23 protein-coding genes are annotated in these 24,629 nt (G+C 69.0%); 15 read left to right on the top strand and 8 right to left on the bottom strand.

The features are described 5' to 3' along the window. Positions 1-129: 129 nt before the first annotated feature. Positions 130-690 carry a beta/gamma crystallin-related protein gene (locus tag BHE75_RS19530; protein WP_070934943.1) on the top strand — a complete coding sequence of 187 codons (561 nt, stop codon included), beginning with the start codon at positions 130-132 and terminating at the stop codon, positions 688-690. Between the two features lie 21 nt (positions 691-711). On the opposite strand, the gene BHE75_RS19525 is transcribed toward BHE75_RS19530, so the two are convergent. Next, a complete protein-coding gene (locus tag BHE75_RS19525; RefSeq protein ID WP_070934941.1) occupies positions 712-1,242 on the bottom strand; it encodes a hypothetical protein in 531 nt (176 codons plus the stop codon). Positions 1,243-1,374: 132 nt separating this feature from the next. On the opposite strand from BHE75_RS19525, the gene BHE75_RS19520 reads away from it, so the two are divergent. Beyond that, positions 1,375-3,000 carry an NAD(P)/FAD-dependent oxidoreductase gene (locus BHE75_RS19520; protein WP_070934939.1) on the top strand — a complete coding sequence of 542 codons (1,626 nt, stop codon included), beginning with the start codon at positions 1,375-1,377 and terminating at the stop codon, positions 2,998-3,000. 25 nt (positions 3,001-3,025) lie between these two features. Here BHE75_RS19520 and BHE75_RS19515 read toward each other — a convergent pair whose 3' ends face one another. Genes BHE75_RS19515 through BHE75_RS19500 form a run of 4 tightly spaced genes read right to left on the bottom strand, consistent with a single transcriptional unit; the run spans position 3,026 to position 6,760 of the window. Next, positions 3,026-4,297, bottom strand: coding sequence for an adenosylmethionine--8-amino-7-oxononanoate transaminase (locus tag BHE75_RS19515; protein ID WP_070934938.1), 1,272 nt, complete (start codon positions 4,295-4,297; stop codon positions 3,026-3,028). Further along, positions 4,294-4,920 carry a dethiobiotin synthase gene (bioD, locus tag BHE75_RS19510; protein ID WP_070934936.1) on the bottom strand — a complete coding sequence of 209 codons (627 nt, stop codon included), beginning with the start codon at positions 4,918-4,920 and terminating at the stop codon, positions 4,294-4,296. The genes BHE75_RS19515 and bioD overlap by 4 nt, the downstream gene beginning before the upstream one ends. After that, positions 4,917-5,654 carry a methyltransferase domain-containing protein gene (locus BHE75_RS19505; RefSeq protein ID WP_070934934.1) on the bottom strand — a complete coding sequence of 246 codons (738 nt, stop codon included), beginning with the start codon at positions 5,652-5,654 and terminating at the stop codon, positions 4,917-4,919. Before BHE75_RS19505 ends, bioD begins: the two co-directional genes overlap by 4 nt. Further along, positions 5,651-6,760, bottom strand: a complete 1,110-nt coding sequence (locus BHE75_RS19500) for an 8-amino-7-oxononanoate synthase (protein ID WP_070934932.1) — start codon at positions 6,758-6,760, stop codon at positions 5,651-5,653. The genes BHE75_RS19505 and BHE75_RS19500 overlap by 4 nt, the downstream gene beginning before the upstream one ends. A 237-nt stretch (positions 6,761-6,997) precedes the next feature. Here BHE75_RS19500 and rpsM point away from each other — a divergent pair, with 237 nt between their 5' ends. From rpsM to BHE75_RS19460, 8 genes are all read left to right on the top strand, one after another. Beyond that, positions 6,998-7,366, top strand: coding sequence for a 30S ribosomal protein S13 (gene rpsM, locus BHE75_RS19495; protein WP_015458329.1), 369 nt, complete (start codon positions 6,998-7,000; stop codon positions 7,364-7,366). Between the two features lie 108 nt (positions 7,367-7,474). Next, the gene (rpsK, locus tag BHE75_RS19490) at positions 7,475-7,864 is read left to right on the top strand and encodes a 30S ribosomal protein S11 (protein WP_010123860.1); all 390 of its coding nucleotides are present in this window, start codon (positions 7,475-7,477) and stop codon (positions 7,862-7,864) included. A gap of 88 nt (positions 7,865-7,952) precedes the next feature. Continuing rightward, entirely contained in the window at positions 7,953-9,017 is a 1,065-nt protein-coding gene (locus BHE75_RS19485; RefSeq protein WP_015458328.1) for a DNA-directed RNA polymerase subunit alpha, read from the top strand. A 194-nt stretch (positions 9,018-9,211) separates the two neighbouring features. Next, a complete protein-coding gene (gene rplQ / locus BHE75_RS19480; RefSeq protein WP_015458327.1) occupies positions 9,212-9,634 on the top strand; it encodes a 50S ribosomal protein L17 in 423 nt (140 codons plus the stop codon). A 94-nt stretch (positions 9,635-9,728) separates the two neighbouring features. Then, on the top strand, positions 9,729-11,840 hold the full coding sequence (locus tag BHE75_RS19475) for a prolyl oligopeptidase family serine peptidase (protein ID WP_070934930.1): 2,112 nt from the start codon (positions 9,729-9,731) through the stop codon (positions 11,838-11,840). Between the two features lie 36 nt (positions 11,841-11,876). Then, positions 11,877-14,630, top strand: a complete 2,754-nt coding sequence (locus BHE75_RS19470; protein WP_015458325.1) for a [protein-PII] uridylyltransferase — start codon at positions 11,877-11,879, stop codon at positions 14,628-14,630. 137 nt (positions 14,631-14,767) lie between these two features. After that, complete coding sequence (locus tag BHE75_RS19465; RefSeq protein WP_084653553.1) at positions 14,768-16,819, top strand: elongation factor G; 2,052 nt, start codon at positions 14,768-14,770, stop codon at positions 16,817-16,819. Between the two features lie 97 nt (positions 16,820-16,916). Next, entirely contained in the window at positions 16,917-17,333 is a 417-nt protein-coding gene (locus BHE75_RS19460; RefSeq protein ID WP_139181779.1) for a hypothetical protein, read from the top strand. Between the two features lie 6 nt (positions 17,334-17,339). Here the strand turns inward: BHE75_RS19460 and BHE75_RS19455 are convergent, their stop codons facing one another. Further along, on the bottom strand, positions 17,340-18,116 hold the full coding sequence (locus BHE75_RS19455; RefSeq protein ID WP_015458322.1) for a helix-turn-helix domain-containing protein: 777 nt from the start codon (positions 18,114-18,116) through the stop codon (positions 17,340-17,342). Between the two features lie 124 nt (positions 18,117-18,240). Between BHE75_RS19455 and BHE75_RS19450 the strand changes: the two genes are divergently transcribed. The 5 genes from BHE75_RS19450 (at position 18,241) to BHE75_RS19430 (ending at position 23,222) form a co-directional block, all read left to right on the top strand. Further along, positions 18,241-19,983: an N-acyl-D-amino-acid deacylase family protein gene (locus BHE75_RS19450; protein ID WP_015458321.1), complete on the top strand. Its 1,743-nt coding sequence runs from the start codon at positions 18,241-18,243 to the stop codon at positions 19,981-19,983. A gap of 14 nt (positions 19,984-19,997) precedes the next feature. Continuing rightward, positions 19,998-20,873: a Coq4 family protein gene (locus BHE75_RS19445; protein ID WP_015458320.1), complete on the top strand. Its 876-nt coding sequence runs from the start codon at positions 19,998-20,000 to the stop codon at positions 20,871-20,873. Positions 20,874-20,943: 70 nt separating this feature from the next. After that, complete coding sequence (locus tag BHE75_RS19440) at positions 20,944-21,204, top strand: hypothetical protein (protein WP_070934926.1); 261 nt, start codon at positions 20,944-20,946, stop codon at positions 21,202-21,204. A 72-nt stretch (positions 21,205-21,276) separates the two neighbouring features. Further along, positions 21,277-21,903: a LysE family translocator gene (locus BHE75_RS19435; RefSeq protein ID WP_070934924.1), complete on the top strand. Its 627-nt coding sequence runs from the start codon at positions 21,277-21,279 to the stop codon at positions 21,901-21,903. A gap of 53 nt (positions 21,904-21,956) precedes the next feature. Continuing rightward, a complete protein-coding gene (locus BHE75_RS19430) occupies positions 21,957-23,222 on the top strand; it encodes an MFS transporter (protein ID WP_070934923.1) in 1,266 nt (421 codons plus the stop codon). Between the two features lie 46 nt (positions 23,223-23,268). Here BHE75_RS19430 and BHE75_RS19425 read toward each other — a convergent pair whose 3' ends face one another. Together BHE75_RS19425 and BHE75_RS19420 are read right to left on the bottom strand one after the other, a co-directional pair. After that, positions 23,269-24,141, bottom strand: coding sequence for an aldose 1-epimerase family protein (locus BHE75_RS19425; RefSeq protein ID WP_070934921.1), 873 nt, complete (start codon positions 24,139-24,141; stop codon positions 23,269-23,271). Continuing rightward, positions 24,138-24,593, bottom strand: a complete 456-nt coding sequence (locus tag BHE75_RS19420; protein WP_015458315.1) for a MarR family winged helix-turn-helix transcriptional regulator — start codon at positions 24,591-24,593, stop codon at positions 24,138-24,140. The genes BHE75_RS19425 and BHE75_RS19420 overlap by 4 nt, the downstream gene beginning before the upstream one ends. Between the last annotated feature and the right edge of the window lie 36 nt (positions 24,594-24,629).

Here is a 24,629-nt window from a genome sequence, read left to right as displayed (position 1 = left end):
ACGCCCCCTACGGATCGCGCGATCAGATAACATGTTATCGCGCTGGTGCCCGTGCAATTTATGGTAACAGCGGCGATATGATCGATTGCCCGGACCGGGCCTGCGCCCGGCGGGACGGAGGAGGATGCCATGCTGCTGTCGATGCTGTTCGCCGCCATGCTCGCCCCTGCCGCCGAGGAGCGCCGCCCCGGCGGCCAGCCGGAGGCGATCGTCTATCGCGATGCCGGCTATAGCGGCCCTGCCGTCGCGGTGGGCCGCGCCAACCCGGACATGGGCCTCGCCTGGCCGGTACGCAGCATCCGCGTCAACAGCGGCACCTGGCAGCTCTGCCCGCAGCGCAATTATGGCGGCCGCTGCATCACGGTTTCGCGCAGCACGTCGAACCTCGGCAACCAGCTCGGGCCGGGAAGCCGCCTCGTCTCGATCCGCCCGATCGGAGCGGAGCCGCCGCGCCCCGTGCCCAACCAGTCGCTGCGCGGCATGGCGGCCGAATTCTTCCCCCGCCCCGCGCGGGACGGGCGCCGCGTCGCCGCCTGCGCCACGGGCAGCGCGACGGCCAATTGCGCCGCCCGCAGCGCCGACGCCTTCTGCCGCGCGCAGGGCTGGAACGGATCGAAGAGCGAGGCGCTGGAATCGGAAGGCCGCGCGGTCTACCTCGCCGACGTGCTCTGCGTCCGTTCGGGCTATTGAGCGAAGCCGCGCGCGGACGCTCTACCGCGCGATCATCCCCAGCTCGAAGGAAAGCTTCAGCAGCCGGGGCTCGGGTGCGGCGGGATCGGCGACGAAGGCCTGCGCCTCGCCGTTCACCGCGCCGCACAGGTTGAAGGGCGCGCCGCCGATGGCGATGGCCTGGCCGGGGCGGCAGCGGCGGACATGGCCGTCGCGGTCGATCTCGATATCCGCCGTGCCCAGCATCCGCCGCCGGTCGAAGCGCCGCTCGCTGCCCGGCAGCGGCCCCAGCGTGCCCACCGCCTCGCCGATCAGCCGCGCGTCGATCGCGATCGCCCGGCGATAATCCTCGCCCAGCACCGCCTTCAGGAAGGCCGGATCGGCGATCGCATCGCATTCCGGCGCGGCATCGGCCACGCTGCGCCCCGCGGTCTCCATGGTGCAGCCCAGCACATGGCCGCGCCCGTCGAGCGCGAGATGGGCGATGATGGCGGTATGTTCGAAGGTGGCGGGCGGATAGGGCGCGGTGGCGGCGGGGACGGGTGCCGCGGCCAGCAGCAGGTAGGGCAGCATCGATGAATCTCCTTGGGCCGCCATCCTAGTGGATCGCATCGGGCAAAGGCATCCGCTTTCGTCCGGTGCCCGATCCGCTGGACCGCAGACCGGGGCATTTCGTTCGCGGCGGAATCGCTGTAGGGCGCGCGGATGCTGCGCATCACCGAACTCAAGCTGCCGCTCGGCCATCCGCCCGAGGCGCTCCTCGCCGCGATCCGCGATCGGCTGGGCATCGCGCCGGAGGAATTGATCGATCACGCCGTCGCCCGCCGCGCCCATGATGCCCGGCGCAAATCGGCGATCCAGATGGTCTATTCGGTCGACGTGACCTTGAAGGACGAGGCGGCGGTGCTCGCCCGCTTCGCCGACGATCGCCACGTCCAGCCCACGCCCGACACCGGATATCGCCCGCCCGTGCAGGCGCCCGCCGGTCGCAGGGGCCTGCGCCCGGTGGTGATCGGGGCGGGGCCGTGCGGCCTGTTCGCCGGCCTGATCCTCGCCCAGATGGGCTTCCGCCCGATCATCCTGGAACGCGGCAAAGTGGTGCGCGAACGCACCAAGGATACTTGGGGCCTGTGGCGGCGCGGCGTGCTCAACCCCGAATCCAACGTCCAGTTCGGCGAAGGCGGTGCCGGCACCTTCTCCGACGGCAAGCTCTACAGCCAGATCAAGGACCCGCGCTTCCTGGGCCGCAAGGTGCTGACCGAATTCGTCAAGGCCGGCGCGCCCGAGGAGATCCTTACCGAGGCGCACCCCCATATCGGCACCTTCCGGCTGGTGACGATGGTGGAAAGCATGCGCCGCACCATCCAGGATCTGGGCGGCGAATATCGCTTCGAACATCGGGTGGAGGATTTCGATATCGCCACCGCGCCCGATGGCGGCCGCCGGCTGCGCGGGCTCCACCTCCACACCGGCGAATATCTGGAGGCCGACCATGTCGTGCTGGCCGTCGGCCACAGCGCGCGCGGCACCTTCCAGACGCTATACGATCGCGGCGTCCATATCGAGGCCAAGCCCTTCTCGATGGGCGTGCGGATCGAACATCCGCAATCCTGGATCGATCGCGCCCGCTTCGGCACCTGCGCCGGCCATCCCGATCTGGGGGCGGCCGCCTACAGCCTGTCGCACCATTGCTCCAACGGCCGCACTGTCTACAGCTTCTGCATGTGCCCCGGCGGGCGCGTGGTGGCGGCGACGTCGGAGGAAGGGCGCGTCGTCACCAACGGGATGAGCCAATATTCCCGCGCGGAATTCAACGCCAATTCGGGTTTCGTCGTCGGCATCGATCCCGAACGCGATTATCCCGGCCACCCGCTCGCCGGCATCGACCTCCAGCGGCATTGGGAATCGCGCGCCTTCGTGGCGGGCGGGTCCAGCTATCAGGCGCCGGGGCAGAAGGTGGGGGATTTCCTCGCCGGCCGCGCCTCCATCGAATTCGGGGAGGTCATGCCGTCCTACAAGCCGGGCGTGCACCTCACCGATCTCGCGCAGTGCCTGCCCGATTTCGTGGTGGATGCCTTCCGCGAGGCGCTGCCCGTCTTCGGCCGCCAGATCGCCAATTACGATCATCCCGATGCGATGATGACGGGCGTGGAAACCCGCACCTCGTCGCCGGTCCGCATCACGCGCGGCAGGGACTTCCAGAGCCTCAACACCGCTGGCCTGTTCCCGGCGGGGGAAGGCGCGGGCTATGCCGGCGGCATCCTTTCGGCGGGCGTGGACGGCATCAAGGTGGCCGAGGCCGTGGCGCAGAGCCTGGTCGCGGCGGGCTGAGGCTGCCGATCCGCCGCGCCCTTCGTTATTCCCGCCCGATCCATTCGGCCGCTTCCTCGATCGCGGTATAGATGCGGTCCAGCTCGCCGGCGGTGATGCAATAAGGCGGCAGGATATAGACGACATTGCCCATCGGCCTGAGCAGCAGCCCCCGGTCGCGGAAGAAGGCGTTGAGGCGCGGGCCGATCGCGGAAAGATAGTCGCTGCCTTCCTCCACGAACTCCATCGCCGCGATCGTGCCGGTCCGGCGCTTCGCCCTGATCCGGCCGCGCCCGTCCAGCGCCGCCAGCCGTTCCGCCTGCATCGCCGCCAGCGCCGCGATCCGATCGGCCACCGGCTCCTCGCGCCAGATGGCGAGGTTGGCGTTGGCCGCCGCGCAGGCCACCGGATTGGCGGTGTAGCTGGACGAATGGAAGAACATCCGCCCGCGATCCGGCGAAAGATGCGCCTCGAATATGGCAGGCGTCGCCAGCGTCGCCGCCAGCGGCAGGGCGCCGCCGGTCAGCCCCTTGGAAAGGCAGAGGATGTCGGGCGCGATGCCGGCCTGCTCGCAGGCGAAGGTCGTGCCGGTGCGGCCCCAGCCGGTCATCACCTCGTCCAGGATGAACAGCACGCCGTGCGCCGCGCAGATCGCCCGCATGGCGGCCAGCACCTGCGGCCCATACATCATCATGCCGCCCGCCCCCAGCACCAGCGGCTCCAGGATGAAGGCGGCGGGCCTGTCCGCGCCCCGGCAGGCGGCCTCCAGCGCATCCAGCGTCGCCTGCTCGCGGCCCTCGGCGGGGAAGGGGATGGTGCCCACGTCGAACAGCAAAGGCTGGTAGGCGCGGTTGTAGACGCCGCGCTCGCCGACGGACATCGCCCCGATGGTGTCGCCATGATAGCCATGTTCCAGCACCAGGATGCGGTGGCGCGGCTCGCCCCGGTTCAGCCAGTAGCCCAGCGCCATCTTCAGCGCGACTTCCACGCTGGTCGATCCGCTGTCGGAAAAGAATACGTGGGCGAGGCCGGCGGGCGCCATGGCGATCAGCCCGCGCGCCAGCGTCTCGGCGGGCTCATGGGTCCAGCCGGCGAAGATCAGCTGGTCCAGCCGGTCGGTCTGGGCGCGGATCGCCGCCTGGATGCGCGGCTCGCAATGGCCGTGGGTGATGACCCACCAGCTTGATATCGCATCGATCCAGGCGCGCCCGTCCGCGCCATATAAGGTCGCGCCCGCCGCCCGGTCGATCAGCGGTATCTCCTCGCCCAGCCCGTGCTGGGTGAAGGCGTGCCAGACGGGGGAGGGCGACGCGCTCATGCCGGCCGGGCCCTGAAATCGGCGATATCGAATCCCTCGGCGAAGGCCGCCGCCAGCATATCGGGCGTCAGCGGATCGAGGTGGGGCAGCCGCCCCAGCCGCCGCACCTGGCCGATCGCGGCGATGGTCGCCTCATTATCCTCGTTGGCCGGGCCGATATAGGCGATGCCGTGGATCGTCACGCCGCGCGCGCGCAGGGCCTCGATCGTGGACAGGCTGTGGTTGATGGTGCCCAGGCCGGTGCGCGCCGCCAGCACCACCGGCAGGCCCCAGCGCGTGAAGATATCGGCATAGAGCGTCGTGCGCGTCACCGGCACCAGCGGCCCGCCCGCGCCCTCGATCACCAGCGGGCCGGGCAGGGCGGGCGGGGCGATCGCCGCCGGGTCGATGGCGATCCCTTCCAGCTCGGCCGCGCGATGCGGGGAAAGCGGGTGGATCAGGCGATGCGCCTCGGGCAGCACCGGCCGGCCGCTCAGCCGCGCCACGATCTCGCTGTCGGTCTCCTCGTCCAGCCCGGCCTGGATCGGCTTCCAGTAGGTCGCGTCCAGCGCCGCGGTGAGGGCTGCCGCCAGCACCGTCTTGCCGATGCCGGTGTCGGTGCCGGTAATCACATATCGGGTCATGCGTTCAGGGTTCCGTAGGCGATATGGTAGGTGGCCCCGGCGCCCTCCGCTTCGAATGCCGCCATGGCCCGGCGCAGGGCGGGCGCCGGCACGGGCGGGCGCGGCACGCGCGGCCGGTGCGCGCCGATCGCCCGCAGCCCGGCCAGGAAGGCGCGGGCATCGGCATGGCGATCGACGAAATATTCGCTCTCCACCGTCGCGCCGAGCGCCGTCAGGGCCTCGGGGGCGGGATAGTCGCCCATGGCCGGGGCCTCGCCCGTCGCGGCGCGGTGCGCGGCATCCCATTCGGCCAGGCTGCCGGCGGCCATGGTGGCGAAGGCCAGCCGCCCGCCGGGGCGCAGCAGCGCCTTCAGCCGGCCGATCGCGCCCGGCAGGTCGGCGAACCACTGGAAGGCGAAGCTCGAACAGATCAGATCGAAATCGCCCTCCACCTCCGGCCGCTCGCCATCGACCAGCGCGAAGCCCACGTCCAGGCGCGGGCCGATCCGTTCCGCGCAGCGATCGAGCATGGCGGGCGCGATATCGGTCAGCAGCCAGTCGCCCAACCCGATCCGCCGGATCAGCGCCTCGGAAAGCAGGCCCGTGCCGCAGCCAATCTCCAGCACGCGCGGCCGGCGCGGCAGGGGCAGGGCGCCGATGCGTTCCGCCAGCCGGCGCGCGGCATGGGCCTGCACCCGCGCCGCCGCGTCATAATCGCGCGCCTGGCCGAAGGCGTGGGCGACATGCGCGTTCACAGCAGGTCCCTCAGCAGGGCGGACAGGCCGGTCACGGCATCGGCGCCGGCATTGAGCGTCAGCGATATCCGTAGCCGCGATGTGCCGATCGGCACCGTCGGCGGCCGGATGCCCCGGACATCGAAGCCCGCCGCCTGCACCGTGCCGGCAACCTCCATGGTCCGCTTGTCGTCGCCGATGATGACGGGGATGATCTGCGATCCCGTCGCCGGCAGCCCGGCCGCCGCCGCATGGCCGATCAGCGCCGCCAGCGCCGTGCGCCGTTCCGGCTCGTGCCGGACGATGCCGATCGCCGCGCGCACTGCCGCCGCCATCAGCGGGGAAGGCGCGGTCGAGAAGATGAAGCCCCGGCCCCGGTTCACCAGATAGTCGGTGATCGCTGCGGGACCGCACAGCAGCGCCCCCTCGCAGCCCAGCGCCTTGCCGCAGGTGCTGAGCGTGATGACGTTGTCGCGCCCCTGCCACGGCGCCGCCAGCCCGCGCCCGTCCGGCCCGAACACGCCGGTCGCATGCGCCTCGTCGATCAGCAGGAAGGCGTCGGTCTCGTCCGCCAGCGCCGCCAGCGCGTCCAGCGGCGCCCGGTCGCCGTCCATGCTGTAGAGGCTCTCCACCGCGATCCACACCCGGCCCTTGCCTCCGCCCGCGCGCCATGAGCCGATGGCATCGGCGAAGGCGTCCGCGTCGTTGTGCGCGGCGCTGGCGCGGTCCGCCTTGCCGGCGCGCATGCCTTCGTGCGCGCTGGCGTGGATCAGCTCGTCATACAGGATCAGGTCGCCGCGCCGGGGCAGCGTGGCGAAGGCGGTCGCGTTGGCGGCGAAGCCGGATGAGAAGAACAGCGCCGATTCGCAGCCGAAGAAGGCGGCGGCCTCCGCCTCCAGCGCCTCATGCTCGGGATGGTTGCCGCGCAGCAGCCGCGATCCGCCGGCGCCCACCGGCACGCCGCGCGCCAACGCCGCCGCCACCGATTCGGCCAGGCACCCCGATCCGGCGAGGCCGAGATAGTCGTTGGAGGCGAAATCCGCGCCCGCGCGCGGGATAAGGCTGCGCCGCCGGCCACGGCGGGCAAGCGCGGCGAGGTCCGCCCGATGCTGGTCCAATATCGCCATCGCGGGCGCCCTAGCGGAAGGCGGCGGCGCTTGCAAAGCAGGCGGGCGCGGTGCATGGGCCGCCTCCGCCCGCCGGGATTGCGTGCTTGACTCCGCCCCGCCCCGGCCCTAAGCGCAGCTCATCCCTAGAGACCGGTTCCGGCGGCGTTTCGGCGTGCGCCGTTTTTTCGTTCTCTACGGGGTGCGTCGAGATGGGACGGGGAAGCCACCCGTCCTGTGGAGCAGGAGAATAGACAAGTGGCACGTATTGCGGGTGTCAACATCCCGACCAACAAGCGCGTCGAAATCGCGCTGACCTACATCCATGGCATTGGCCCGGCCAAGGCCAAGGAAATCACCGCCAAGCTGGGCATCGAGCCCGCGCGCCGCGTTCAGGACCTGTCGGACCAGGAAGTCCTTCAGATCCGCGAGACGATCGACGCCGGCTACACCGTGGAAGGCGATCTTCGCCGCCAGGTGGCGATGAACATCAAGCGCCTGATGGACCTGGCTTGCTATCGCGGCCTGCGTCACCGCAAGGGCCTGCCGGTCCGCGGCCAGCGCACGCACACCAATGCGCGCACCCGCAAGGGCAAGGCCAAGCCGATCGCCGGTAAGAAAAAGTAAGATTAAGAAATCAGTCCGGGCGACTGGTTTCCTTACTTTTCCGCCGGGGGCGAGGCCTCGCAGAGACCGCCCCGGCGCCACGCAAGAGATTAAGGTCAGGATCTATCCATGGCACGTGAACCCCAGCGCCTTCGCCGTCGCGAGCGCAAGAACATCACCGCCGGCGTCGCCCATGTGAACGCCAGCTTCAACAACACCATGATCACCATCACCGACGCGCAGGGCAATGCGATTGCCTGGTCGTCCGCCGGCATGATGGGCTTCAAGGGCAGCCGCAAGTCGACCCCCTATGCCGCCCAGGTCGCGGCCGAGGATGCCGGCAAGAAGGCCGCCGAGCATGGCGTCCGCACCCTCGAGGTCGAGGTCAAGGGCCCCGGTTCGGGCCGTGAATCGGCGCTTCGCGCGCTGCAGGCGGTCGGTTTCCACATCACCTCGATCCGCGATGTGACGCCGATCCCGCACAATGGCGTGCGTCCTTCCAAGCGCCGCCGCGTCTGATTGTGCTTGGCGGGGGCCTTCGGGCCTTCGCCGCTGAGTTTTCCGGCCACGGCGGACGCGCCGTGGTCCAACCCCCAAGGGGAAGTCCATGGCTGTCAACGCAAAGAACTGGCAGGAACTGAAGAAGCCGCAGGGCCTCGAAAAGAAGGCGGGCGGCGACGGCAAGCGCAAGGCGACCTTCGTCGCCGAGCCGCTGGAGCGTGGCTTCGGCCTGACGCTGGGCAACTCGCTGCGCCGCGTGCTCCTCTCCTCGTTGCAGGGCGCGGCCGTCACCTCGATCAAGATCGAGAACGTGCTTCACGAATTCTCGTCGCTGACCGGCGTTCGCGAAGACGTGACGGACATCGTGCTGAACGTGAAGCAGATCGCGCTGCGCATGCAGGGTGAAGGCGCCAAGCGGCTCCAGCTTTCCGTCACCGGCCCGGCCGAGGTGACTGCCGGCGACATCGCCACCACCGGCGATATCGAGGTGATGAACCCCGAACTGGTGATCTGCCACCTCGACGAGGGCGCGTCGCTCAACATGGAGCTGACCGCCGATGTCGGCAAGGGCTACGTTCCCGCCGCCGCCAACCGTCCGGCCGACGCGCCGATCGGCCTGATCCCGGTCGACGCGCTCTACTCGCCGGTCCGCCAGGTCGCCTACAAGGTGGAAAACACCCGCGTCGGCCAGGAGCTTGACTATGACAAGCTCACCCTGACGATCGAGACCGACGGCACCGTCACCCCGGAAGATGCGATCGCTTATGCGGCCCGCATCCTGCAGGACCAGCTCCAGCTCTTCGTCCACTTCGACGACGCGCTCGTCCAGGCCGCTCCGTCGGCCGGCGGCGTCGCCGCGGCGCCCGCCGCCGGTGGCGAGCCGGAGCAGAACGCCAACCAGCTCAACCGCTACCTCCTCAAGAAGGTGGACGAGCTGGAGCTTTCGGTCCGTTCGGCCAACTGCCTCAAGAACGACAACATCATCTACATCGGCGATCTCGTGCAGAAGACCGAGGCGGAGATGCTGCGCACGCCGAACTTCGGCCGCAAGTCGCTCAACGAGATCAAGGAAGTCCTCGCTTCGATGGGGCTGCGCCTGGGCATGGAAATCCCCGGCTGGCCGCCCGAGAATATCGAGGAAATGGCCAAGAAGCTCGAACAGGAATTCTGACGATCGGCGGCATTCCCGCCGATCGTCACCCCGGCGCAGGCCGGGGTCTCGCCGGACGGGAGCGCCGCTCTCCATCGTGGGAGGTCCCAGCCTTCGCTGGGATGACGTCGAAGAAGGGGAATGGGCGGCGCCCTTAACGGCCGCCTGGTCCGGGGTACCTGATACGGCCCCTGAACGAACTGGAAGGAAATACCATGCGTCATCGCGTTGGCGGTCGTAAGCTTCAGCGGACCGCGTCCCACCGTACCGCCCTGTTCCGCAACCAGTCGGCGGCGCTCATCAAGCATGAGCAGATCACCACCACGCTCGCCAAGGCGAAGGAGCTTCGCCCCTATGTCGAGAAGCTGGTGACGCTGGCGAAGAAGGGTGGCCTGGCCAACCGTCGCCTCGCCCATGCCCGCCTGCAGGACGAAACGCAGCTCAAGAAGCTGTTCGAGGTGCTGGCCGAGCGCTACAAGGATCGCAACGGCGGCTATACCCGCATCATCAAGGCCGGCATCCGCGCGTCGGACGCCGCGCCGATCGCGATCATCGAATTCGTCGATCGCGACGTTTCGGCCAAGGGCCAGGATTCGGGCCCGGTCGCCGGTGAGGACGATCTGGACGAAGCGGCCTGATCTTCAGGTTTCTTCGCAAAGTTGCATGAGAGGCCGGAGGCGTTAGTCTCCGGCCTTTCTTTTTGCCCGTTCGCCTTGAAAGTTCCCGCCGCCGATGAAAAATCTTGTCGCAGCCTTCCTGCTTGGCGCCGCCGCTCCCGTGATCGCAGCCCCCATCACCTATCCCGTCACCGAACGCGGACCCGTGGTGGAAAATCATTTCGGCCAGCCCATCGCCGATCCCTATCGCTGGCTGGAAAATGACGTGCGCACCGATCCCAAGGTGGCGGAATGGGTGGCGTCGGAAAACGGCGTCACCAACGCCTATCTTTCGACCCTGCCGGGCCGCGCCGCGATCAAGCAGCGGCTGACCGCGCTCTGGAACTATGAGCGGTTCGAGCTGCCGGAAAAGGCGGGCGCCAATTATTTCTACACCCGCAACGATGGCCTGCAGAACCAGTCCGTCCTCTACGTCCGCGCCGGGCTGGAAGGCACGCCGCGCGCGCTGATCGATCCCAACGGCTGGGCGAAGGACGGGGCCACCGCGCTCGCCGAATGGAAGCCCTCCAAGGACGGGACGAAGCTGGCCTATGCCGTGCAGGACGGCGGCACCGACTGGCGCACCGTCCGCCTGCTCGACGTCGCGACCGCGCAGCCGCTCGCCGATGAGCTCAAATGGGTGAAATTCTCGAACCTCGCCTGGGCGAAGGACGGCAGCGGCCTTTATTATTCCCGCTTCGCCGAGCCGGCGGCCGGCGCCGCCTTCCAGGCGCTCAACGAGAATCAGCAGGTCTATTTCCACCGCCTCGGCACGCCGCAGGCGCAGGACGTGCTGGTCTATGCCACGCCCGACCGGCCGAAGCTGGGCCATAGCGCGCAGGTGACGGAGGACGGCGCCTGGCTGGTCGTTACCTCGGCCGAGGGCACGGACGACCGTTACGAGATCACGCTGATCGACCTGCGTAAGCCCGGCGCCGCGCCCGTCACGCTGGTGAAGGGGCTGGAGAATAACTGGACGCTCGCCGGATCGGCGGGCGACACCTTCTATTTCGTCACCAACAAGGACGCGCCGCTCCAGCGGATCGTGGCGCTCGACGCCGCCGGCGCGGTGCGGGAGATCGTGCCGCAGGACAAGGCGACCATCGACAGCGCCGCCATCGTCGGCGGCAAGCTGGTCGTTACCTATCTGGTGGATGCCCGGACGGAGGTGCGGCTGTTCGGCCTCGACGGCCAGCCCGCCGGCAAGGTGGACCTGCCCGGCATCGGTACGGCGATCGGTTTCGAAGGCGATGCGGGCGACCCGGAAACCTTCTTCGCCTTCACTAGCTTCAACGTGCCCAAGGCGATCTACCGCTATGATGTGGCGACCGGCGCGGTCACGCCCTTCGCGGTGCCCAAGGTGGCGTTCGATCCGGCCGATTATGTGGTGGAACAGCGCTTCTATCGCTCGAAGGACGGCACCCGCGTGCCCCTGTTCGTCGTCTATCGCAAGGGCGCGAACCTCAAGCCCGGCCTGCCGACGCTGCTTTACGCCTATGGCGGGTTCAACATCGCCTCGCGGCCGTCCTTCAGCCCGGCGAACCTCGCCTGGATGGAGATGGGCGGCGTCTATGCGCTGGCCAACATCCGGGGCGGCGGCGAATATGGCAAGGCGTGGCACGATGCCGGGCGGCTGGCCAACAAGCAGAACGTGTTCGACGATTTCATCGCCGCCGGCGAATATCTGATCAACGAAGGCATCACCGGCAGGGGCCGGCTGGCGATCATGGGCCGGTCGAACGGCGGCCTGCTGATCGGCGCCGTCACCAACCAGCGGCCGGACCTGTTCGCCGCGGCGCTTCCGGCCGTGGGCGTGATGGACATGCTGCGCTTCGACCGCTTCACCGCCGGGCGCTATTGGGTGGACGATTATGGCTACCCGGATCGCCAGCCCGATTTCGATGTGCTGCGCCGTTATTCGCCCTATCACAACATCCGCGACGGCGTGCCTTATCCCGCGATCCTGGTGACGACGGCGGATACCGACGATCGCGTGGTGCCCGGCCACAGCTTCAAATATGTGGCCGCGCTGCAGGCCGCGCGGATCGGCGATCGCCCGCACCTGATCCGCATCGAAACCCGCGCCGGCCATGGATCGGGCAAGCCGACGGACAAGCTGATCGCCGAGTTCGCTGATCTCTGGGCCTTCGCCGCGCGGTGGACGGGGCTGGCGGTTCCTGGCCAGTAAGCTTGCTTACCGCCGCAACCTGATTAGGGCAGAGCCATGGCCGTCCGCCTCGAATCCCTGAGCAATCGCCGCGCGATCATCGATCGTCGCGATATCGCCGGCCGGCTCGACGAGATCGAGGGGAAGGATACGGCGGCCCTCCGCCGCGAGGCGACGGCGATCCTGAAGGCGGCGCTGGAACATGGCCGGGCCGAGATCGCCGCCCGGCTGGCGGCCGCCCCGACGCGCGGCACCGATGCGGCGACCGGCTATGCCTTCCTCACCGATCAGATCCTGCGGCTGGTGTTCGATTTCACCACCGGCCGGCTCTACCCGCTCAACAATCCCACGGCGGGCGAGCGGCTGACGCTGATGGCGGTCGGCGGCTATGGCCGGGCGGAGATGGCGCTCCATTCGGATGTGGACATCGCCTTCCTCACCCCCTGGAAGCAGACGGGCTGGGCGGAGCAGGTGATCGAATCCATGCTCTACCTGCTCTGGGATCTCGGCCTGAAGGTGGGGCATAGCAGCCGTTCGCTGGACGATATGGTCCGCATGGCGAAAAGTGACCTCACCATCCGCACCGCGATGCTGGAAGGCCGCTTCGTCTGGGGGGACGAGGCGCTTTACGACGAGGCCTCGGCCCGTTTCGACCGGGAGGTGGTGGCCGGCACCGCGCGCGCCTTCGTCGCCGAGAAGCTGGCCGAGCGCGACGAGCGCCACCGCCGCATGGGCGACAGCCGCTATGTCGTCGAGCCCAATCTGAAGGAGGGGAAGGGCGGCCTGCGCGATCTCCACACCCTTTTCTGGATCGGCAAATATGTGAACCGGGTGCGGTCCGTGCCGGAACTGGTGGATACCGGCCTGCTCACGCCCGATGAGTTGCGCCAGTTCCAGAAGGCGGAGAATTTCCTGTGGGCGGTGCGCTGCCACCTCCACATCCTCACCAACCGGGCGGAGGACCGGCTGACCTTCGATGTCCAGCCCGACATCGCCCGGCGCATGCGCTATGCCGATCGTCCGGGGCGATCGGCGGTCGAACGCTTCATGCAGCATTATTTCCTCACCGCGAAGCGGGTGGGCGATCTGACCGGCGTGTTCCTGGCGCATCTGGATGAGGAGTTCGCCGCGCGCGGCCGCCGCTTCGCGCTGCCGCGCCTGCGCCGGAAGCCGCGCAAGCTGGAAGGCTTCGCCTTCGATCGCGGGCGCCTCACCACGCCGCATGACGATTTTTTCGTGCAGGACCCCGTCCGCCTGCTCCAGATGTTCGCGCTGGCGGACAAATATGAGCTGGAGATCCACCCCGTCGCCATGCGCCAGGCGGGGCGCGACGCGCGGCTGATCGACAATCGCGTCCGCCGCGATCCGCGCGCCAACGCCTATTTCCTCGATGTGCTCACCAGCCGGCGAAACCCGGAAACGGTGCTGCGCTGGATGAACGAGGCGGGCGTGTTCGGCCGCTTCGTGCCCGATTTCGGCCGCGTCGTCGCGCAGATGCAGTTCGACATGTATCACCATTTCACGGTGGACGAGCATACCATCCGCGCCATCGGCCTGCTTTCCGCGATCGAGAAGGGCGAGCTGGACGAGGATCATCCGCTGGCCAGCCTCATCATGCGCCAGCTCGTGTCGCGCCGCGCGCTCTATGTCGCGGTGCTGCTCCACGATATCGCCAAGGGCCGTGGCGGCGACCATAGCGAGCTGGGCGCGGAGGTGGCGCTCAAGCTCTGCCCCCGGCTGGGGCTGACGGCGGCGGAGACCGAGCTGGTCGCCTGGCTGGTGCGCTGGCACCTGCTGATGTCCGCCACCGCCTTCAAGCGCGACCTCGCCGATTTCAAGACGATCCTCGATTTCGTCGAGGCGGTGCAGAGCCCGGAACGCCTGCGCCTGCTGCTGGTGCTGACGGTGGTGGATATCCGCGCCGTCGGGCCGGGCGTGTGGAACAGCTGGAAGCGCCAGCTCCTCTCCGATCTCTACGAGGCGGCGGAGGAGGTGCTGCGCCTCGGCCACAAGCAGCGCGGGCGGAAGGAACGGGTGGAGGCCAAGCAGGCGGCGGTGCGCGACCGGCTCGGCTGGCCGGCCGATCGCTTCGACGCGATGGTGAAGCGCCTGCCCGAAGCCTATTGGGTGGCCGAGGGCGTCGACGTAATCGAACGCAACATGCGGCTGATCCACGATGCCGATGCCGGCGATCGCCCGCTTTCGATCGGGGCGGTGGCCGATCCCGAACGCGGCGCCACCCTCGTCACCATCTATGCCGCCGATCATCCCGGCCTCTTCTATCGCATCGCCGGTGCCATCCACCTGGCCGGCGGCAGCATCATCGATGCGCGCATCCACACCACGCGCGATGGCATGGCGGTGGACAATATCCTGGTGCAGGACCCGTTCGGCCGCCCCTTCGACGAGGAGGATCGCCTGCGCCGGCTGGAGTCGATGATCGACGACGCGCTCGCCAATCGCAGCCGCATCGCCGATCGCCTGGCCGCCAAGCCGCTGCCCCGCGCGCGGGCCGAAGCCTTCCCGATCGAACCCGTGGTGCTGATCGATAACCGCGCGTCCAACCGCTATACCGTGGTGGAAATCAACGCCCGCGATCGCCCCGCGCTGCTCAACGCGCTGGCCCACGCGCTCTTCCAGTCGAAGGTGACGATCCATTCCGCCCACATCGCCACCTATGGCGAGCGCGCGGTCGACGTGTTCTACGTGACCGACCTCACCGGCGACAAGGTGACGGGCGCCACCCGCCTCAAGGCGCTGGAACGCCGCCTGCTGGAGGCGGCGGGCGGCGAGGTTCTCGAACCCGCCTGATCCCTCCGCGCGACGGGGCGTGCGATTATCCCTTCCGGGGGGCTTGCGCTCGCCGGCTTATGGCGCGACCCTCCCTGCCGTCACGATCACGATTGCACCGCTCTGGCCGGTCACGGCGCAGCAGGAGGATGGCAGCGATGGTGGGGATCAGCAAAGGCATAAGGGCCATCGCGCTCGTCGGTCCGGCGGGCGCGGGCAAGACGAGTCTCGCGGAGGCGCTGCTCCGCGCCGCCGGCGCGATCGATCGGCAGGGCGCGGTCGCCGCCGGCAGCAGCGTGGGCGATGCCAGCGCCGAGGCGCGCGCGCGCGGCGGATCGACCGAGCTCAACCTGATGCGCTTCGACTGGCAGGGCGATGGCTTCGTCCTGGTCGATGCGCCGGGCGGCGCGGGCTTTGCCGCCGATGCCGATCTGGCGGTGGCGTCCGCCGATCTCGCTCTGGTGGTGATCGATCCCGATCCGGCGCGCGCGCCGCTTGCCGAACCCACCCTGCGCCGGCTGGAGGCGATGGGCGTGCCGCATGCCCTGTTCGTCAACAAGATCGATCAGGCCCACGGCCGGATCGAGGATCTGCTGATCGCGCTGAAGCCGATGAGCGCCGCGCCCTTCGTCGCCCGCCAGATCCCGATCATGACGGGCGATGTGGTGACCGGCTTCGTCGATCTCGCGCTGGAACGCGCATATCATTACCGGCCGGGCGCCGCGTCCGAACAGGTGCCGATCGACGATGCCCTGCGCGCGCAGGAGGCGGCCGCCCGCCAGACGATGCTGGAGCAGCTTGCCGACCATGACGATGCGCTGCTCGAGCAATTGCTGTCGGACGAGGTGCCCGATCTCGATCTCGTCTTCGGCGATCTCGGGCGGGAAACGCGCGACGGGCTGGTCGTGCCGGTGCTGTTCGGCTCCGCCACCGACGGCCACGGCATCCGCCGCCTGCTCAAGATGCTGCGCCACGATGCGCCGGCCCCGGATCGTGCGGCCGTCCGGCTCGGCGTGGATCGCGCCGCCGCCCTCGTCCTCAAGATATCGCATGGCAGCGCGATCGGCCGGCTGGCGATCGCCCGGCTGTTCGAAGGGCCGCTGGCGGAAGGTGCCGATCTCTTCGCCGCCGATGGCCGGGCCGCGCGGGCGGGCGCGCTCTTCACCCTCCAGGGCGCGGCGACCGCCAAGGTCGGCCGGGCGGAGGCGGGCGATATCGTCGGCATCGCCAAGCTCGACATGGCGCGCGCGGGCGAGCTGATCGGCATCGGCGCGCCGCCGCCCGAATTTCTCCTGCCCGTCGATCCGCCGGTCGCCAATTGCGTGCGGGCGGTGGCGGCGGAAAACCAGAAGGACGAGGTTCGCCTGTCCACCGCGCTCAACCGGCTGGCGGAGGAGGATCCCGGGCTCCATTGGGGGCAGGATGGCGAGTCGCGCGAAACCCTGCTGCGCGGCATCAATGACGAGCATGTCGCGGTGGCGCTCGATCGGCTGAAGCGGCGCTACGGCGTCGCGGTCAGCGTCCGCCAGCCGGGCGTCGCCTATCGCGAATCGATCCGCAAGGCCTGCAGCCAGCGTGGCCGGCACAAGAAGCAGTCGGGCGGCCACGGCCAGTTCGGCGACGTGACCGTGGAAATCCGCCCGCTGGACCGCGGCGAGGGCTTCCGCTTCGAGGATCGCATCACCGGCGGCGCGGTGCCCAGGCAATGGATACCGGCGGTGGAGCAGGGCGCGCGCGATGCGGTTGCGCGCGGGCCGCTCGGCTTCCCGGTGGTGGACGTGGCGGTCACCTTGGTGGACGGCGCCTTCCACAGCGTCGACAGCTCCGAACTGGCCTTCCGCACCGCCGGCCGGCTGGCCGTGGCGGAGGCGCTGGCCGCCGCCGCGCCCTATCTGCTGGAGCCGGTGGCGCACGTCACGATCCACGCCCCCGGCAGCGCCACCTCGCGCATCGGATCGGCGGTGGCCAGCCGGCGCGGGCAGATGCTGGGCATGGCGCCGGAGGACGGCTGGTCGCGCTGGGACGCGATCGAGGTGCTGGTGCCCGAAGCCGAGCTGCACGGGCTGGAGGGCGAGTTGCGGTCGCTCAGCCAGGGCATGGCGCGATATGAGGCGCATTTCGATCATCTGGCCGAGGTATCGGCCCGGCTGGCGGAAGGGATCGTCCAGCGCCGTGCCGAACCCGCGCAGCGTGGCCGCCAGCCAGCCTGACCGCGCGGCGCGCGTTCGGGCTGGCGCCGGAGGGCGGTGCGGGCTATCCCCATGTTCAGCCAGCCTTCATTTCCGGGGGCGCACCTCGGGTGGCATGATGAAATCCTGTTCCCTCCTGCTCCTCGCCGCGATGATCGCGGCCCCCGCCTGGGCGGCGGAGGAAGCCGATGGCCCGGCCGGCGGCCAGGTCATCAGCCTCACGCCTGAACAGAAGGAACAGCTTCTCGGCCGCAATACGGAAGCGGACGCCGATGCCGCGCTGCGCCGCGCCTCGGGCGGCGGCGGCAGCGAAAGCGCCGATGCGTCCCCGGCGCGGGTCTCGGGCGCGGGGGCGGGCGGCCCCCAGATCCATGGCGAGGCGGGCTTCATGATCGGCACCGGCGGCGCGCGCGGTGTGTTCGGCACGGCGGCGGTTCCGCTCGGCGAGAATGCCGGCGCGATCATCTCGTTCGAAAATACCCGTCTGCCGCGCGGGCGCGTGGTCGAGCCCCAATATTGGCCCTACGCGCGGTAATGGCCTTCAGTTCTTCCGCTGCCGCTGGCGGCGGTTGATCTCCACGATCTGCCGCATCGGCCGGGCGACGGCCAGCACGGCATACCATTCCCCCGGCAGCTTGGCGGTGCGGCGGTCCTCGCGCTCCAGCGCCCGCAGCTGCGCGCGCCACGTCTCGATCCATTCGCGCAGGCGGGCGACGCCGGTGGGGGAGAGCTTGATCGTCTCCGCGCCGAAGATGGTTTCCGGCCGGCTGTAATCCAGCGCGAAGAAATGCGGCTTCAGCAGCCGGTCGAAATGGCGGCGCAGCGGCTCGCGCTGCCAGATATGCGCCGGGTCCAGCCGCGCGCGCAGCCGCCCGCTCGGCAGCCGGTCGATCAGCGCCAGCCGTTCCAGCCGGTGGACATGGCGCTCCACCTCCTCGGCCGGCACGGAGAAGGACGCCACCGCCTCCGACGGCGGCCAGCCGTTCAGGATGAGGAAGAAGATGGTCGAAAGGATCGAATCCTTTCCCAGCGCCTCCTCCTGCGCCAGCGTCAGCTGTTCGGCTTCCGCGTCGCCGGGGCGGCGGCCCTCGATCAGCTCGGCCAGGCTCAGCCCCGCGATCGCCGCGATGCGCTCCAGCGTGCGCAAGGTCAGCCCGCGCCCGTGCAGCCAGCGTTTCACGGTGGCGCTGCCCACGCCCAGCGTCTCGGCCAGCCGGGCCTGCGTCCAGCCCGCAGCCCTGAGCGCGCGGCGCAGCGCGGCCAGCATCGCCTCGGTCTCTTTTTCGACGGGATCGTCAGTTGATCCCGAAGGGCTCATTTCATGATCCATAGCCCCTGAATGTAGCTGCGGGGCCGGCAAGGCAAGCTTATTCTCCGCTTGGTCAGGCCGGATCACGGCCGGGGATAAGGCCGCAAAGGCACCCTCGAAAACGGAGAGAAGAATGTCGGATATCCTCATCAAGGGCGGCACCGTCGTCGATGGCACGGGCGCGCCGGCCTATCGCGCGGACGTGCGGATCAACCAGGGCACGATCACGGAGATCGGCCCCGATCTGAAGCCGGATGGCGAGCGCGTCCATTTCGCCGATGGCTGCTACGTCACCCCCGGCTTTATCGAAAGCCACACCCATTTCGACGCGACGATGTGGTGGCAGCCCGATCTCGATCCGCTGCCCGGCTATGGCGCGACCACCGTCATCCTCGGCAATTGCGGCTTCACCGCCGCCCCGCTGCACCCCGAAAAGGCGGCGCAGCTGGAGATGGTGAAGATCTTCTCCTTCTTCGAGGATATTCCCGAAGGCCCCTTCCTCGAACATCTGCCGTGGGACTGGCGGAAATGGTCGGAATATAAGGCGTCGATGGTGGCGAAGGTGAAGGTGCCGGCCAATTATGCCGCCTTCGTCGGCCATATCGCCATCCGGCTCGCGGTGATGGGCCTCGATGCGTGGGAACGCGCGGCGACGGCGGAGGAGATCCGCCGCATGGCCGAGCTGCTGGATGACGCGCTGGCCGCCGGCGCGCTCGGCCTGTCGGACAATCTCCACGATCATGATGGGCAGGACCGGCCGATCCCGACGCTGGTGGCCGACGATGCCGAGTTCGAGGCGCTGTTCGACGTGCTCCAGCGCTATCCGGCCGCGACCTATCAGGTCATAATCGACACCTTCATGCGCAAGACCGGCCCGGCCTCGCTGGAACGGCTGGAACGGCTGACCAAGGGACGCGGCATCCGCATGCAGGTGGCGGGCGCGGTGCCGACGCTGGCCTTCCAGAAGGATATCCTGCCGACCTTGCAGGCCCGCGTCGCCGACATGCGCGCCAAGGGCTATGATCTGTGGCCGGGCATCGCCCATGTCTCGCCCACCAGCACGCTCAGCCTGGTCAAGTCGCTGATCTTCGCCCAGTCGAACGATTATGCCTGGCACGAGGTGGTGCTGGCCGAAACCCACGAGGAAAAGGCCCGCCTGCTCGCCGATCCCGACTGGCGTGCCCGCGCCCGCGAAAGCTGGGATACGAAGGCCTGGCCCCATTCGCCGATGAACAATCCGCAGGACCTGCACCTGATCGATTCGGAAAACGGCACCGGCCCCGTCGGCGTCACGCTCAAGGATTATGCCGACAGCCGCGGGCTGCACCGTTCGGATGCGATGGCCGAATGGATCCTGGCCAACGGCACGCGCTCCACGGTGCACATGTCGCCCTTCCCGAAGGACGAGGCGCTGACGGTCGATCTGATGATCGATCCGCGCACGGTGGGGAACATCTCGGACGCCGGCGCGCACGGGCAGATGCTGTGCGGCGGCGGCGAGAATATCCTGCTCCTCACCAAATATGTCCGCGATGAAAAGCTGATGTCGCTGGAACAGGCGGTCCACGTCATGACCGGCAAGCTCGCCAACTTCTTCGGCCTCGCCGATCGCGGCGAGATCAAGGTCGGCAAGCGCGCGGACATCGCCGTCTTCAACCTCGAGGAAATTCAGCGCCGCGAGATGGAGAAGGCGTTCGACGTGCCGGACGGCAAGGGCGGCACCACCTGGCGCTTCACCCGCAAGGCCGCGCCGATGCGGCTCACGCTGGTGAATGGCGAGCCGACCTTCGACGGCCGCAAATATACCGGGGCCACGCCGGGCACCTTCCTCGCCCCCGCCAACGATGCCCACGCCGCCGCCGTCGCGGCCGAATAAGGGAGGATCCGGCCATGTCGAACGTCAGCCAGGCGGACATCGATTATTATCACAACGGGATGCGCACCTTCACCACCGAAAGCTCGGTGCTGATCAGCTCGTCCAAATATCTCAACCATGCCGGCCTGCGCGCGCTGATCGCGCAGGAGATGCTGCGCCGGAACGGGGCGGACCTGCCCAACACCGCCTTCATCCCGCAGGTCGCCGCGATCCTGCACGAGATGGAGGACATGCCCGGCATCATCCGCCTGTTCGAGGAGGAGAAGCAGCGCCTGCCCGAATTCAAGCGCTGGCTGGATCGGCGCGTCACCTCGGACTTCAAGGCGGACGAGGTGAAGGATTATCCGCCCGGCACGCTGGGCCATGTGATCCACGATTTCCTCGCCAACAGCGGCTACGATATCGATCACTTCTTCCAGGGGATGAAGATCGACAGCGATTACACCTTCTACCTGAAGGAACGCGTCTTCACCCACGATATCGAGCATATGATAACGGGGTTCGAAACGAACTTCTGCGGGGAGGTGGCGCTGCTCGCCGCCAACGCCCGCAGCCTGTTCCGCTATTTCCGGCCGGAGCTGGCAGCCTTCATCAATCGCGTCGGCACCTATCTGAAGGCCAAGACGACGATGAAGATGGGGCTCTATTACCCGCAGGTGATCCCGGAGATGCTGGAGGCCGAGGATATCGGCGCCGCCCAGGGCAAGAACTGGAAGGTGCCGCTGATGATCGTGTGCTGGCGCGACCATCTCGACTGGAAGGTGGAGGACATACGCGAGGAATATGGCATCACTGGCGCGCCGCCCGCCGGCCATTGGGCGTGGACCACCGATGCCAGCCAGGATGCCCGTTCCGATCCGGCGCACGGCGTGGCGATGGCCGCCGAGTGATCCGGGCAAGGCGGCGGGAGGACCAGCCCGTCGCCTTGCGTTTCGCGGCGGGCTGGCGCAACGGCGGGGCATGGACCTCGATGCCCTCCTCGCCAATTATTTCGGCACGGCCGATCTCGCCTCGCTCGATGACGCGGCCTTCGCGGACGGCGTGGACCGGCTGGCGATCGCCTTCGCCACCGAGACGGAGCCCGGCCGCCGCTTCGCGCTGTGGGCGCTGCTCCATGGCATAGGCGAGGCGCCCGATCCCGCCATCGCCTTCGAGGACGATCCGCGGACCCGCGATGCCGCGATCACCTATGCCCGGCTGGCGGATCGCGCGGGGGATTGATCGCGCGCCCGGCTTGCCGGCGCGGCCTCCGCTCCTGTAAACCGCGCCGGTCTCCTCCAACGGAACGGGCCGATGTCGCTTCACACCTGGTGGCTGTTCTTCCTCGCGGTGTTCCTGCTGTGCGGCACGCCCGGCCCCAACATGCTGCATGTGATGACGCGCAGCGTGCATTTCGGCGCGCGGCGCAGCGTCGCGGCGATGGCCGGCTGCCTCGCCGCGCTGGTGCTGATCCTGCTCGCCTCCGCCACCGGGCTCAGCGCGCTGCTGATGGCATCGCCCCGGCTGTTCGATGTGCTGCGCTATGCCGGCGTCGCCTATCTCGTCTATCTCGGCATCAGGGCGTGGCGCAGCGATGCCGCGCCGATCGACGTCGATGGCCGGGCGCTGGTTCCCTCACTCTCGCCGCCGGCCATGTTCCGGGGCGGCTTCGCGATCGGCATCAGCAACCCCAAGGCGCTGATGTTCGCGGCCGCCTTCCTGCCCCAGTTCATCGACAAGGCCCGGCCCGAAATCCCCCAGTTCGCGATCCTGGTCGCCACCTTCGCCGTGACCGAGATGTTCTGGTATGCGGTCTATGGCATCGGCGGCCAGAAGCTCGCCGGCTTCCTCACCCGCCCCGGCCTGAAGCGCGCCTTCAACCGGCTGACCGGCGGCATCTTCATCGGCTTCGGCCTCGCGCTGCTCGGCAGCCGGCCGTGACATATACCCAAGGATAATTCTCGATTGCCCTGGGCACGGCTACCTCCGGCCCCATGATCGCGAGACCCTTCGGCCGCAACTATGCCTGGGTGGTGGTGGCGGTGACGTTCCTGTCGCTGCTGGCCGCCGCGGGCCTGCGTTCCGCCCCCGGCGTGATGATGACGCCGCTGCAGGCGGCCTTCGGCTGGGATCGGGCGACGGTCTCGGCGGCGGCGGCCTTCGGCATCTTCCTATATGGCATGGTCGGCCCGTTCGCGGCCGCGCTGATGCAGACGATCGGCATCCGCCGCACGCTGATCGGCGGCCTCGGCCTGATGGCGGTCTCGACGGGCTTGAGCCTCTTCATGACCGAGCCGTGGCATTATGTGCTGACCTGGGGGCTGCTTTCCGGCCTCGGCAGCGGCGCGGTGGCGCTGGTGCTGGGGGCCACCGTCGCGTCGCGCTGGTTCGATCGCCATCGCGGCCTCGTGATGGGCATATTCAGCGCCAGCACGGCCACCGGATCGCTGCTCTTCCTGCCGGTGCTCGCCTGGCTTTCCGAACAGGGCGGCTGGCGGCCGGTGGCGATGGCGGTGGCGATCGTCTCGGCGGCGCTGATCCCCCTGGTCGCGCTGCTGCTGCCCGAACGGCCGGCCGATGCGGGGCTGCTGCCTTATGGCGCCGATGCGCCCCGACCGCCGGAGCCGCCGGCCCATCCCAGGGAAAGCGTGGCGCTCGCCTTCCGCGTGTTGGGCAAGGCCGCGCGCACGCCGGTCTTCTGGCTGCTGTTCGGCACCTTCTTCGTCTGCGGCCTCACCACCAACGGCCTCGTCGGCACGCACCTGATCGCTTATTGCGGCGATAACGGCATGGGCGCGGTGCAGGCGGCGGGGCTGCTGGCGGTGATGGGCGTGTTCGACCTGTTCGGCACCACCGCCTCGGGCTGGCTCACCGATCGCTATGATCCGCGCAAATTGCTGTTCGTCTATTACGGGCTGCGCGGGCTTTCGCTGGTGGCGCTGCCCTTCACCGGCTTCGATATCGTCGCGCTTTCGGTCTTCGCCGTCTTCTACGGGCTGGACTGGATCGCCACGGTGCCGCCGACGGTGAAGCTCGCCGGCCAGCATTTCGGCGATCGCGATGCGCCGATCGTGTTCGGCTGGGTGGCATCCGGCCACCAGATCGGCGCGGCCGTCGCGGCGCTCGGCGCGGGCCTGCTGCGCGACATGACCGGCAGTTACGGCCCCGCCTTCATGATCGCCGGCGCGATCGGCGTGCTGGCGGCCTTCGGCGCGCTGGCCATCGCCCGCGACGTGAAGGTCCATCCGCGGCTCGCCTGAGGATGCGCCTCGCGCCGCACGCAAAACCTGCCCTTTCCGCGCCTTTTCAAACCTTGATCGTCATCGTGAAGCTGCGCTCGGCACCGGGCGCGATCTCCACCACGCCCGGCCGATCGCGGAAATCGCCCGCGAAGCCCGCCGGGTCGGCATGGCCCTGCCACGGTTCGATGCAGAGGAAGGCCGCGCCCGCCTTGCTCCACAGGCCCAGCGCCGGCATGTCGGGAAAGCCGATCTCCAGCATCCGCGCGCCCGGCACGCCATAGAGCAGCGACCGGCTGGCGAGATCGTCCAGGATCAGCGCGTCCTCCGCGAACAGGGCATCGTCCAGCGCCAGCTCGCGTCCGGCGATGGGCGTGGGGCGGGGCAGGGGATCGATCAGGCCGTCGGCATCCACGCGTCGCACCGGCGCGGCCTCCCCGGCGGCGAAGATCAGCCGGTGCGCCTCGCGCGGGCCGGCGCCCGGCAGCGGCCAGCGCAGCGCCGGATGGAAGCCGAAGCTCGCCGGCAGCGGCCTGTCGCCCATGTTCCGCGCCGTCGCCTTCATCTCCAGCGTGCCGCCGGCGATGGCGAAGGCCATGTCGAGCTGGAAGGCGAAGGGGTAGGCCGCCCGTGTCTCGGCATCGTCCGCCAGCCGGAACAAGGCCCGCGCCGCCGTCGCCTCGACCAGGTCGAAGCGCCGCCGCCGGGCGAAGCCGTGGCGGGGCAGGCGATAGGTCTCGCCGTCGATCCGATAGCTGTCGTTGCGGAGCGTGCCGACGATCGGAAACAGGATGGGGGCGCGGCCGGCCCAGAAAGCGGGGTCGCCGCCCCACAGCAGCTCCCGCCCCTCGGCGTCGGTCAGCGATTGCAGCTCGGCCCCGAGCGGGGCGATCGTCGCCGCGATCCCGTCGCCGGCGATGCGGACATCGCCTTCGCTCACGCGGCTTCCTCCTCGGCGGTATCGGCCAGCGATTCGCGGACGCCCACCAGCGCATCGCGCAGCCGGCCCAGCGCCGTCGCCTCCAGCCCGGTCGCCGCCAGCATGTCGAGCGGGATGCGCCGCGCCTTCTCGCGCAAGTTCCGGCCGCTGTCGGTGAGCGAGACGATCACCTGCCGCTCATCCTCGCGGCTGCGCGCGCGCGCGATCAGGCCCGCGCCCTCCAGCCGCTTCAGCAGCGGGGTCAGCGTGGAGGATTCCAGGCCCAGCCGCTCGCCGATCGCGCCCACCGTCAGCCCGTCATCCTGCCACAGCACCAGCAGCACCAGATATTGCGGGTAGGTGACGCCGATCGCGTCCAGCCGGGGCTTGTAGACGCGGTTCAGCGCGTGGGCGGTGGAATAGACCGCGAAGCAGAATTGCTCGTCGAGGCGGAGATGATCGGCGGCGGGCATGGCGCACTCCTTCGCGGCGAATATATATCGTGCACG

This window comes from Edaphosphingomonas haloaromaticamans (assembly GCF_001853345.1).
Lineage (GTDB): Bacteria > Pseudomonadota > Alphaproteobacteria > Sphingomonadales > Sphingomonadaceae > Sphingomonas_E > Sphingomonas_E fennica.
This window is presented reverse-complemented; position numbering and strand designations above follow the sequence as displayed.